Source organism: Proteus vulgaris (assembly GCF_016647575.1).
Taxonomy (GTDB): Bacteria; Pseudomonadota; Gammaproteobacteria; order Enterobacterales; family Enterobacteriaceae; genus Proteus; species Proteus mirabilis_B.
Window position 1 is genome coordinate 1,222,325 of sequence record NZ_CP032663.1, and the last position, 12,364, is coordinate 1,234,688.

Genomic DNA, 12,364 nt, shown 5'->3' on the forward strand with positions numbered 1-12,364 from the left:
TTATGTGTGAAAAGGATATTTCTTGGAAACAACGTTTAATAAGTTATGGCATAGCTTATGTAATTGCTATTTATCCATTACATCCAGCTTGGAGCTCAGCAATTACGCCATCCGATAAAACGATTAAAGTTAATCAACAAAATACTGTTCCAATTATTAATATTTCAACACCTAATAATCTAGGTATTTCTCATAATAAGTTTCATTCGTTCAATGTTAGCAAGCAAGGTGTTGTACTTAATAATGCGACAACTTCTGTTAACACACAATTAGCCAAACAAGTGAATGCCAATACCCATTTAAAAGGTAGTGCTGCTCATTTAATTATTAATGAAGTGGTGGGAAATGGGCGCTCACAATTACAAGGAAAATTGGAAGTTGCAGGAGAACAAGCGAAAGTTGTTATTGCTAATCCAAATGGCATTACGTGTGATGGTTGTTCGTTTATAAATACCCCAGTAATTACGCTCACAACAGGAAAACCTCTTTTTAATCCTCAAGGCGCCTATTCGGCAATAGAAGTGAAAAAAGGCGGTGTTGTTATTGGCACGCAAGGTATAGATCTCCAAGCTCAGGATTATGCCGACATTATCAGCCGTAGTATTGAGTTAAATGGAAAAATTAACGCTAAAAACCTTTCTTTAATGCAAGGAAATAACCGTATTGATTTTGATAAAGGTACAGTAAATAGCATTAATGGTGAAGGCGTTAAACCCATACTTTCTATTGATACTAAAGCGCTAGGTGGAATGTATGCCAATCAAATCCGTCTAGTCAGTACAGAAAAAGGTGTTGGTGTTAATTTAAGTAATATTCAGACAAATCAAAACAGTGTGAATTTAACCGTTGATGGAAAAATTACTTTTAATGGCAATATTCAATCTGATCAAGATATTAATGTTAGTAGTAAAGAACTGCAAATTAATAGTAATACAAAGTTAAAAGCAAAAAGAGATATTACTTTAGCAACTAATACGCTGATTAATCATAGTGAAGTTATCTCAGAGAAAGATATGCGTTTATTCGCAGATAAACTCACGAATAAAGGCGAAAAAGCGATTATTCAAGCGAAAGATAATTTATGGATACAGAAAAATGCGCAGGGTGACCCAAACACGTTAATTGAAAATCAATCAGCCACGATAAAAACAGAAAAGGGTGACTTGATTATTCGAACTAAGAAATTAGTTAATGAATCTATAACACCTTTATTTAAAGAGATAAAACAAGAACCTGATTCTAAACTCTCTATAAATATTGGTAATCACCTCCTCCTTCCATCTAGAAGTCCTACTGATGATTTTCTTTTAGTTATTGCATTTCCGGAGTTAAAAAATTTCTCTTATAAAAAATGGTTTGATATTTTAGATTTAAAAAATAATGGAGGAGTTAATGTAGAACGTTCATATTTTGAAAAAAGTAATAAATATGTTCCTAGTATTATTTCTTCAGGAAATAATTTATATGTACAATCTAATGATTTTATTAATAACCAATCTATAATTATTGCAGATAATAATTTAATTGCAACAGGAAGCAGTGCAAGATTATATTATTATCGTTCTGCATATCTTAATAAATGGGAACGTTATTCTAATGATAATGCTCATCTTTATTATCGGGATGATATAATAAAATATAAGCTTGATGAAGCTAAGTTTAATAAGACAAGTCATTTTGTTCCTTTTGTGAAAACGGGTAGTCATTATGAATTTTCTGTAAATGATGTCTCTGATTATATAATAAAAGCAGGTAATAATTTAGTATTAGATTTTAAAAATAGTATAGATTTAGAGCGTAAACTTCCATTTACAGAAAAAGAAATAAAAAAATTCAGAGGGTTATCAGATTTTGAAAATACTATATTAGCTAAAAATATATTATTAAATGCTAATAATGTGAATGTTTCTTTAAATTTAACAGCAAACGATTCTTTATCTATTATTGCTGATAAAAGTATAAACATAAATAATTCAAAATTGCTAGCTGATGAAAATATAAGTTTGACATCGATAGATACTATAAAATTTGAGAATATAGATGTAACAGCAAAATATTTTTCTGCTATAACTAAAAAGGGAAATATTAGTCATTTATTTAATCCTACCAAATTTTATACTCTAAAAGGTATTAAATCACCATATGTTGATATTCCTGAAAAAATATATTTTAATTCTGGGAAAAATATTGATATTTCAAATGTAATAATTAATAAATCCAATGAGTTAAATTTATCTGCGCTAGAAGATATTAAAATAAATCGTGATGAATCTTTTCTTTTTAATTTAGCACCTTTTATTAGAGATAGTGGGTATATTCCAGCATTTTTAATTAACATGGGGATTTTGGAAAGTAATAATATAACTTTTACTTCAGGTAAAGATATTATTAGTCAAGGAATAAAATATCACAGCGATAAAGCTATAACCTTTAATGCAGGGCAGGATATTTTCCTTGCCTCAAAATCAATAAAAGAAGCCGATCCTTTTTTTAGTGATATTCATTATCCTCAATTACAATCTAAGTTATTTTCAGACAATAACCTTATCTTAAATGCAGCGCGTGATATTGATTTAAGTTCAACAGTATTAAATTCAAAAGATAAAGTCATTGTATTAGCAGGTAGGAATATAAAGCTGGGTGCAAATGCTTATTCTGCCATCAAAGATCCCCACGAAGATGCTCAAGATATTCAGTATAGCACAGCGGCTATTATAGGAAATAAAGGCGTTTCTATTGCGTTATCAGGTGCGTTAATAACAGAAGGAAGCTCACTCAAATCAGATGGTGATATTACGATATCCAGTGGTGGAAATATTCAATTGGGATCGGTAAAAACACATTTACGTAAAGAGTCGGGTTCTAAGTTAGAAGAACTTCGCAAACAAGTTAGTACTGAAATTAATAGTGGCAATAATTTAACTCTATTATCTGAAGGTAGTATTTTATTTCAGGCATCAAAATTAACTGCCAATAAAAAGATAGATATTGCTGCTAAAGGTGGATTTCTTTAAGCACAAGCGATGGAAGAATCGAGTTATTACGAAGAAGAGAAGAAAAAATGTAATTGGTGGACTTTGTGTACTACCAAAAAGAAATACACGAAAAAACGTCATAATACAAATAATAAAGTTACCGAGTTTATCGCTAATGGCGATATTAATTTATTTGCTAAAGATGATATTACCTTAGAAGCGAGCAAACTAGAAACAGCGAAGAATGCAAAATTAACCAGTAAAACAGGAAAAGTTAATTTTAAAGCAGTTAAAAATACAGCATTTAAGCAAGTTATTACTAATTCAAAAGATATTTATATTACTCAGCGAGATCAGGGTTATATCAAAGAGAGTTGGGCATTACCGACACTTTATATTGGTGGAAAACTGACTATTGATGCTCCTAAAGGAATATCTGCTGATATTAAAGCTCAAAAAGGACAATCACTAGAACAAGCATTAACAGTTTTAGGTAACACTCCAGAATATGCATGGCTTAAAGATCTTCAACATCATCAAAACGTCAATTGGAATTTAGTTAAAGATACCTATTCTGATTGGGATGATGAAACAAAACAATTAAATCCTGTTGTTGGTGCGGTTATCGCTATTGCAGTGGGAGTTGCCACTTACGGTACAGCAACGGCGGCGACTATTGGTGGAATGGCAAGTAAAGCAACCATTGCGGCGGGCGCTTCAGCAAGCGTGGCTTCAACGGCATCGGTTGCAGCACAAGCAGGTTTTGCCTCTTTAGTTTCGCAAGCGGCGGTCTCTTTAGCTGAAAACCAAGGCAATATCTCTAAAACACTTGAATCACTGGGGCGTAGTGACACGGTCAAGTCTGTGGTGACGAGTATGGTGGTTGCGGGGGCACTTCAGGGTCTTGACCAATTTATGGGTTGGGATCAGGCAATCCAAGGTGGAACATTACCTTCAACAGGCAAGTTACTTGCGACCGATAGCGCAACATGGAATCAAGTTGCACAACGCGTTGCCTCTCATTCAGTCGTCAGTTCAACATTGGGCACTGCCATTCAAGGTGGCAGTTTTATTGATAATTTTAAAACCGCGCTATTAAGCAATATCGGTAGTCAGCTTCATGCCGAAGGCGCCAATTTAATTGGTGATAATGGCGCGGTATTAGGGCATGCAGGAAAGGTTTTAAGTCATTCGGTAGTAGCAGGTGTTAGTGCAGAAATTGCAGGAGGTAGTGTTACAGGTGCGGTTGCTGGTGCGTTGGCGGCAGAGATAGCGGCGATATCGCTACAAAGTAAATTATTTGAGCCTCAATTTGAAAGCGAATCAAATAAACAACTATATGAATTTAATAAATTTCTTAAAAGTAATTCTGAATTTAATCCCCAGATTGTTAGATTTATTGGTGGGCTAGCAGGTGCTCTAGCCACTAATAAACCAGAAGGTGCATATAGTGGAGCCAATAGTGCGGAGACTGTTTATCGATTTAATGACGAAACACATTATATAAGCCCATCTGATATAGAAGCAGGTGAAGATTTATATCTCGCAATGCGAGGTGATAAAGAGGCACAAAAAAGAGTTGATGCACGAAAAGAAGCATTAACTTTTTCATTAACAGTTGGTGCTCTTGGTTATTCAGTTCTTTATGTAGGAACATATGTAATTGCCGTTGCTCCTCAATCATTAGCAACAGTTAAAACGATAATTAGTACTTGCAAAGAAGCACCTTTGATTTGTTTTAATAATACCTCTGTTCACCTATATAACGTTGTTGGAGCAGAAGCAACGGTAGCGGCACCTGCCGCAACTACAGGTTCATTTTATATTGCCTCCAAAAATGCGCATGAAATAAAAAATGTGCTTCATCAGGCGGAAGAACTTGTTACTACGTTTAATGAAGTTGCTAAGGTTGATGCTAAAGGTGCTAAAGAGGTTCTTAGATATACAGCGCAAGAGCTACGAAATGCAACTATAGCTGGAAAACCTGTGTTAACCAATTATCGAGTATTTGATTTAAGTAAACTTGATGAGTCTGCATTAGATGTTAATGTAATTCGTGATTTAACACAAATATATTTAAAAGAAAAATATAAAGATAATAAACTCGCTGTTTCTTATGCTATTGCAGCTATTACTAGAGATAATGAAACTGAATATCTTATTGCTGTTAGTGGGAAGGCATGGAGTGGAACATCACCTAAGTTAATTAATATTAATGGAATAAAATATAAAGTAATTATACCAGATAAAGAAATGACACCTAGTGCATTAAAAATAGATAATAACTATAATCATGCGGAACAGAAAATATTTGATTATTTACATAAAAATAATGATGGGGAAAATAAAAAAATAATATTATCTGTACAAAATACTTCCACAGAATTATCAGGGATGTGTATTGGTTGTAATAAAATGAGTTTAGACTTTGCAAAATTAAATCGAAACTATGATATAACTATATACCATGGAACAACAGGAACTAACCCATGAAAAAAAATCAATTAATAAATTATTTACATACTGTCTATCCAGAGCTTCCTATCAACATTCATAAAATAAAGGGGTATTCTGATGATGAGATAAAAAAAATTGAACGTTTATATCGTATTAACGTAACAGAACAACTATATGATTTTCTAAGTTGTATGGGGCGTTGCAGTGGCGGTTTCTTTGGTGATTCTTCTTTGTTATTTTACCGTAATAGTTTTTCTGTCAGAGATCATGTGCAGTTTCAAATAGGTAGTTGTTCTGAACTTTGTGGCATACAAAAACACGATTTATTAAATAAGAAACCTTTCTTTTTTTCGATAGAGTCAGAAACGCAACATCTATTTTTATTAACTTATTCAGATAATCCAAATAAAGTCTATCAGTATGATGAAAATGAAGAAGTGATAAAAAATACTCATTGGGATTTTAATGGTTATCTAAAATATTTAATTGATAAATCAACAAAAAAGAATATAAATAACATTTTAAAATATGATTTTATTGGTGAATTGATTGAAATTTAATGATATGAAATTATATGGTTTAAATGGGTGCTAAATAAAATCACCTTATTCTAATTGTGGGTAAGGTGATTTTTTATCATATGTCTAAATAAAAATATAATTATATTATCTGGTTTTATTTTTAATAAAACTAATTATGTTAATAATTAATAAAGGATAGTAGTAATTACCTGAACTTTATATTGGCGGAAAATTAACAATTAATCCTCCTAAAAGGAATATTTGCTGATATTAAAGCTAAAAAAGAACAATCACTAGAAGAATTTATGGTCCTATAAGTTTTAATGCCAATAAAACGCAGTTTATACCAATAAATGATATTTATTTTATTGGCAAATCAGGAAATAAAATCACAATGAAATGGATGTATCAAGGTACAATAGTAGAGCAAGGTATGACATTTGAGAATTACATTGGTCTATCAAATAAACGACTTACGCGATTACATCTTAATGCTAAAACTTTCGACTATTATGATGCTAATACAGGTGAATATATTAGTGTAAAGACATTAAATACCCAAACAGCCTCAAGGATTAAAAATTCACAATCAATAGAAAATACATATATTTCAACTATGGATAAATATAGTGGCGATGGACGTGGAACTACAGAAATTTCTAAAAAAGATGTAAAATTAAAAACATTAGAATTAGGAGTTCCAGAAAAAACCACTAAATAACAATGGGATGCTATTAATGACTCTATCAAAAATGCATCTTCAAAAAATATAAAAGTTAATATTACGATTATTGAGGAATAATTAATATTTAAATTAAAAAATAATAAATTAAGAGCAAGTGTTTATTATAATGACGCTCATTATATTTTATTAACTTTTTCTGGTCATTCTATCTATATAATGGATCTAAAAAAAGGCTATAAAGTTTTACCTAATGATATTCTTGATGAAGAATTAGGTTGTTATGCAAAACTCGCTCTGATTAAAAGTGAACAAATTAAAGGAAGTTCAGATAAGTTTAATCAAATGTATAATGATAAAAAAACTTATCAAGACTGGATAAAAAAAATAATTAAAGAGTATGATTATAAAAATAAAACAGCACTTTTTAATAATATGAATCGATGTAGCTTAGAGCTTACAGATGATGAAATTACTATTAGTCCTCTAAACCATTTACGTATGGATCATTGGGTCGGCGAGGAAATACCTGATAGCGCAATTATTACGTTAAAAAGCAATTGTAGTGATGAGGTTTTAGGTGCCTCAATAAAAGAAGCATTTACACGTTGTGTTAGTCGAAAAGTTTAAATGGATATTAAAATCATCTTATATCAACCAAGTGTAAGGTAACTTTTTATAATTTTATCAATTAAAAACCATCACTTAATATTATTGTTAAAATAATAACTAAGTGATGGTTTTATTTTTTATTTAAAAGTAATCATATTAATGATTAACACAGTGTTGCGACAATCACCTGATCAGCATTAAATAAAGCCGTTACGCTGTCATTAATATGCAGTTTTTGCTCTTTAACATGCTGATTAGAACATGTGGCACAAACTTCTTGTCCACCTTCTAATGTCACCACTAATTCGCTGTTTTCACTACCCGTCTCAATTTGAGTGAGTGTGCCTGAAAGCGCATTGTCATATTGCTGTGTTAAAGAAGTTCCTTTTTCAATATTGACCCAAGGTGCCTTAATTAAAATCAGTACTTCTTTACCTTTTTTAAGCCCTAGGCGATCAGCGCTTTTCTCTGTTAAAGCAGCACGAATGGTCGTTTTTCTATCTGCAAGTTGCACATTAACATGTTGTTGAACTTGCAGGTTGTCACGCTCAATAATCGTACCAAAAAATTGGTTTCTAGCGCTGGTTTGTAATGAAAAACGAGAAATAGCGGCTAAAAGACTATCCAGAGGGAGTGAATCATCTTTCAATACATCAAAGGCTTTTTGCTGAATTTGACCGAGCAGATCGTAAAGTTGAAGTAAGCGCTCACAATAATGTGTAAGAGTTGCACCACCGCCACCTTTACCGCCTGTTGCTCTATCAACAAGAAGTTCGTCTGCGAGTTGATTCATTTCATTAATGGCATCCCAAGCACTTTTATAACTAATGCCCGCCATTTTTGCCCCTTGACTAATTGAACCCGTCGCTTTGATTTGTTTTAACAGCGCAACGCGGCGAGGATCGGCAAAGAGCTTATCTTGAAGTTTAAGAGTTAATAATATTTCTGCTTGCATAATGATAGGCTTCTTCTTTTTTTGTGTGTTTATCGCATTTTTTGTGCCGACACAAAGCGATAATTCTCTAGAATATATACATCTATAGCGTTATTATTCGTCATTCGTGAAGAAATGCCAACTCTGGCTTTCCGAATATACCATGATAAAGAGGTTATCATGCTTGAATTATTGAAAAGTTTAGGGTTTGCTCTCTTGATGGTACCTGTTGTAATGGTACTGATTATGGGCATCATTTATGGTTTAGGTGAAGTGTTTAACTTGATTTCACCAAGTCAGCCAAAAGCAGACAAAAAATCATAATTTCTCCCTCCCTGATTTAGAACAGCCCTTTATTTAAAGGGCTGTTTTTTTATACTCATGATACTCGTCATACTTCAAGCCACAGCGTTGTTGACTGCGTTCATTCGCACTAGTCACATACTTGTGTATGCTCCTAGTGACTCATTCACTTGTCGCCTAGCTATGACTTGAATTATTTAGAGTATATAAGTTTATCTATCTTCATTTTCTGTTTCTTTTTAATGGTTATATTTATTGATATATAACCAGTTTCTAACATCTAATCCTTTCATTTTACGCTGTATCTTGGTATATACAGCGTGTCATCCTTTAATTTAAGTGGAATTAGAACATGAAAAAATTATCAGGCAAGTTACTTGCTGGCGCAGTTATCTCTTTTGCTTTAGTAAGCCAAAGTTTTGCATCGGAAAAAGTAACGGTATTTGCTGCCGCTTCTCTTACCAATGCTCTTAATGAAATTTCGGCACAATATAAGCAAGAAAAGCAAACTGAAGTTGTTGCATCTTATGCATCTTCTTCAACGCTGGCTCGCCAAATTGAACAAGGTGCACCTGCAAATCTGTTTATTTCAGCAGATCAGCAATGGATGGACTACGCAATCGATAAAAATTTAATGATTGCAGATTCACGTCATACACTATTAGGTAATGATTTAGTACTCATTGCCCCTAAAGATAGTAAATTAAATGACGTTGTTATTAATAAGGAAACTAAATGGAAATCCTTACTTAATGGCGGAAAACTAGCTGTTGGCGATCCTGACCATGTGCCTGTTGGTATCTATGCAAAAGAATCATTAGAATATTTAGGTGCATGGGATACAGTAAGCCCAGATATGGCGCGTACTAATAACGTGCGTAGCGGTATGGCGCTGGTTGAACGTGATGAAGCACCATTAGGTATCGTATACGGTTCTGACGCGGTTGCGAGTGATAAAGTGAAAGTGGTCGGCGTATTCCCAGCTGATAGCCACAAACCTGTTGAGTATCCAATGGCAGTTGTAAAAGGTCAGGACAATAAAGCAGTTCGTGATTTTTATGACTATCTGAAAACACCTCAAGCCGCAGAAATCTTTAAGAAATACGGCTTTAGCCCACTGTAGGAATTATACTTTTGGAGATGTTAAGTGAATACGAATGGCAAGCCATCATACTAAGCCTTAAGGTATCGACTGTTGCAGTTATTATCAGTCTACCTTTTGGTATTTTTATGGCTTGGCTTTTAGTTAGGGTACGTTTTCCCGGTAAATCATTGCTTGATAGCATTATTCATTTACCTTTAGTTCTACCTCCTGTTGTGGTTGGTTATCTTTTACTGATCAGTATGGGGAGACGTGGATTTATTGGTGAATGGCTGTATGACTGGTTTGGTTTTAGCTTTACCTTTAGTTGGCGAGGCGCAGCACTTGCATCCGCAGTCGTTGCATTCCCACTGATGGTAAGAGCTATCAGATTAGCATTAGAAGCTGTCGATCAACGTATGGAACAAGCGGCGAGAACCTTAGGGGCATCACCGATACGCGTCTTTTTTACCATAACGTTACCTTTGTCTATGCCAGGGATCATCGCAGGGATTGTGTTGGCATTTGCGCGCTCATTGGGAGAATTTGGCGCAACAATCACTTTCGTCTCCAATATTCCGGGGGAAACAAGAACTATTCCTCTGGCAATGTATACCTTGATTGAAACACCGGGTGCGGAAATGGATGCCGCCCGTTTATGTGTTATTGCAATTATTTTGGCGCTCGTCTCTTTAATGGCTTCAGAGTGGCTAACTCGTTGGGGTCGTAAAAGATTGGGGGGCGTATGCTAGAGATGAATTTTAAACAGACGCTAGGATCACTGCGTCTGGAAGTCAATACTGAACTACCAACAGAAAGTATTACCGCCGTCTTTGGTTTATCTGGAGCCGGTAAAACCTCACTGATTAATGTGATTGGTGGCTTAACCAAGCCAGATTCAGGACGGATTGTATTAAATAATCACACACTGGTGGATACCGAAAAGAAAATTTATCTGCCACCTGAAAAACGTAAAGTGGGTTATGTATTCCAAGATGCACGACTGTTTCCTCATTACACAGTAAAAGGAAATCTGCTTTACGGTATGTCTCCAACAATGAAAGTGCAATTTGATCGCATTATTCATTTGTTAGGTATCGAACATTTACTCCCACGTTTTCCGATAACATTATCAGGTGGTGAAAAACAGCGTGTTGCCATAGGGCGAGCGTTATTAACAGCACCCGATATTATGCTAATGGATGAGCCTTTAGCATCGCTTGATTTACCGCGTAAACGTGAGTTACTGCCATATTTAGAAAAGCTCTCACAAGATGTACAAATTCCTATTTTGTACGTGAGCCATAGCCTTGATGAAATTATTCGACTTGCAGATAACGTCATTGTGATGGATGCAGGAAAAATTAAGGCGACAGGCAAGCTGGAAGATGTATGGGCAAGTAGTGCACTACGTCCGTGGTTACAAAAAGAGACACTCAGCAGTATCGCGAATGTGATGGTGGTAGAACATCATAGCCATTACGATATGACAGCAACGGCTTTCGGTAACCAAGTGCTGTGGTTGCCTCAAATCGAGACTAAAATTGGTCGTGATGTGCGTGTCCGTATTGATGCTTCTGATGTGTCATTAACAACGACTCGTCCATCAAATAGCAGTATTCGTAATATTTTGCATATGAAAGTGGTTGAAACCATTAAAAATGATGGTCAAGTTGATGTGAAACTTGTCAATGATGGTAATTATTTATGGGCGAGGATCACGCCTTGGGCAAAAGATGAATTGAATATTCAAGAAGGGCAGTGGCTTTATGCGCAAATAAAGAGTATTTCGCTAAGTCGTCATCTTTGATTTATTTGTTGTCTTTGTTGATAAAAAAACCTCATCTTTGATGAGGTTTTGTCTTTTGGGAAAGGTGAAAATAGGACTAAGACAGAATATATTTATGAATAGTCTCAGCAATACCCGGCTGTGAATTCACCTTTGTGACCATTTTAGCGCGAGCTTTCACTTCATCTGAAGCATTACCCATTGCAACACCTAAGCCCACATGTTCTAACATGCTAAGGTCATTAAAGTTATCACCAAAAGCAATAACATCACTCATATTCATGCCATTCGCTTCAACCCAGCGTTGTAAACGGCGGCCTTTACTATTGCCTTTTTTGGCGATATCAACTTGATCAACCCAAGACCATTCGCACTCTAAACCGACTTGTTGCTCAATTTTTTCAACTAAAGCGCGTAATTCATCATGATCAGGCGTTGTTGTCGCAATTTTCCAAATAGCATTAACATCATGCATAGCTTTATAAAAATCATCGACTTTGATTAAATTTGGACGCTGTGCGGTAGGCAATGTTTCTGACCATTTCAAAGTACGTTGTACAGGGGCTGACAGTTGGTCATACATCATTGCATCATCAGCATAAACTAAGTGATGTACATCTGTTTGTTTAACGAGATCTAATACTGCGCTAGTTTCTTGGGTAGTTAATGGATCGGATTCCAGTACCTTTTTACCAATATAGTCATAAAGATAAGTCCCATTACAGCAAATCGCAGGGGTATCAAGATCGAGTGCTTGATAGAATGGATGAATAGCAACATGATGACGACCTGTTACAATTAAGACTTTAACACCTGCTTTTCTTGCAAGATTGAGTGCTTCTAAAGATTCTGGCAGGATACGTTTTTGGTCATCAAGCAGTGTGCCATCAAGATCCAAAGCAATAACGCGATATGACATAAATAAGCCCCTTGATAGTATTAAGATGCAATGTCGTTGATGGTACACGTTAACCAATAAAAGATAAACTAGCTTAATCGTGACAGGTTGT

11 protein-coding genes are annotated in these 12,364 nt (G+C 34.6%); 9 read left to right on the forward strand and 2 right to left on the reverse strand.

Annotation, left to right across the window (positions count from 1 at the left end):
- The first annotated feature begins 2 nt into the window (after positions 1–2).
- From D7029_RS18875 to D7029_RS05635, 5 genes are all read left to right on the forward strand, one after another.
- The gene (locus tag D7029_RS18875; RefSeq protein WP_228766735.1) at positions 3–3,014 is read left to right on the forward strand and encodes a filamentous hemagglutinin N-terminal domain-containing protein; all 3,012 of its coding nucleotides are present in this window, start codon (positions 3–5) and stop codon (positions 3,012–3,014) included.
- 9 nt (positions 3,015–3,023) lie between these two features.
- Positions 3,024–5,468, forward strand: coding sequence for a DUF637 domain-containing protein (locus tag D7029_RS18880; protein WP_228766736.1), 2,445 nt, complete (start codon positions 3,024–3,026; stop codon positions 5,466–5,468).
- On the forward strand, positions 5,465–5,992 hold the full coding sequence (locus D7029_RS05625) for a hypothetical protein (RefSeq protein ID WP_194952074.1): 528 nt from the start codon (positions 5,465–5,467) through the stop codon (positions 5,990–5,992). The genes D7029_RS18880 and D7029_RS05625 overlap by 4 nt, the downstream gene beginning before the upstream one ends.
- A 355-nt stretch (positions 5,993–6,347) precedes the next feature.
- On the forward strand, positions 6,348–6,674 hold the full coding sequence (locus D7029_RS18885; protein ID WP_228766737.1) for a hypothetical protein: 327 nt from the start codon (positions 6,348–6,350) through the stop codon (positions 6,672–6,674).
- 84 nt (positions 6,675–6,758) lie between these two features.
- Complete coding sequence (locus tag D7029_RS05635; protein WP_194952587.1) at positions 6,759–7,265, forward strand: contact-dependent growth inhibition system immunity protein; 507 nt, start codon at positions 6,759–6,761, stop codon at positions 7,263–7,265.
- 145 nt (positions 7,266–7,410) lie between these two features.
- Here the strand turns inward: D7029_RS05635 and modE are convergent, their stop codons facing one another.
- Positions 7,411–8,202, reverse strand: a complete 792-nt coding sequence (gene modE / locus D7029_RS05640; protein ID WP_075672736.1) for a molybdenum-dependent transcriptional regulator — start codon at positions 8,200–8,202, stop codon at positions 7,411–7,413.
- A 159-nt stretch (positions 8,203–8,361) separates the two neighbouring features.
- Between modE and D7029_RS05645 the strand changes: the two genes are divergently transcribed.
- The 4 genes from D7029_RS05645 to modC all read left to right on the forward strand — a co-directional run bounded on the left by D7029_RS05645 (position 8,362) and on the right by modC (position 11,375).
- Positions 8,362–8,505, forward strand: a complete 144-nt coding sequence (locus D7029_RS05645; protein WP_071788544.1) for an AcrZ family multidrug efflux pump-associated protein — start codon at positions 8,362–8,364, stop codon at positions 8,503–8,505.
- Positions 8,506–8,836: 331 nt separating this feature from the next.
- The gene (gene modA, locus D7029_RS05650; protein ID WP_194952075.1) at positions 8,837–9,607 is read left to right on the forward strand and encodes a molybdate ABC transporter substrate-binding protein; all 771 of its coding nucleotides are present in this window, start codon (positions 8,837–8,839) and stop codon (positions 9,605–9,607) included.
- A 17-nt stretch (positions 9,608–9,624) separates the two neighbouring features.
- Positions 9,625–10,317 carry a molybdate ABC transporter permease subunit gene (modB, locus tag D7029_RS05655; RefSeq protein ID WP_036938363.1) on the forward strand — a complete coding sequence of 231 codons (693 nt, stop codon included), beginning with the start codon at positions 9,625–9,627 and terminating at the stop codon, positions 10,315–10,317.
- Entirely contained in the window at positions 10,311–11,375 is a 1,065-nt protein-coding gene (gene modC / locus D7029_RS05660) for a molybdenum ABC transporter ATP-binding protein ModC (RefSeq protein ID WP_194952076.1), read from the forward strand. Before modB ends, modC begins: the two co-directional genes overlap by 7 nt.
- 76 nt (positions 11,376–11,451) lie before the next feature.
- Here the strand turns inward: modC and D7029_RS05665 are convergent, their stop codons facing one another.
- On the reverse strand, positions 11,452–12,273 hold the full coding sequence (locus D7029_RS05665; protein WP_088493388.1) for a pyridoxal phosphatase: 822 nt from the start codon (positions 12,271–12,273) through the stop codon (positions 11,452–11,454).
- Positions 12,274–12,364 lie beyond the last annotated feature (91 nt).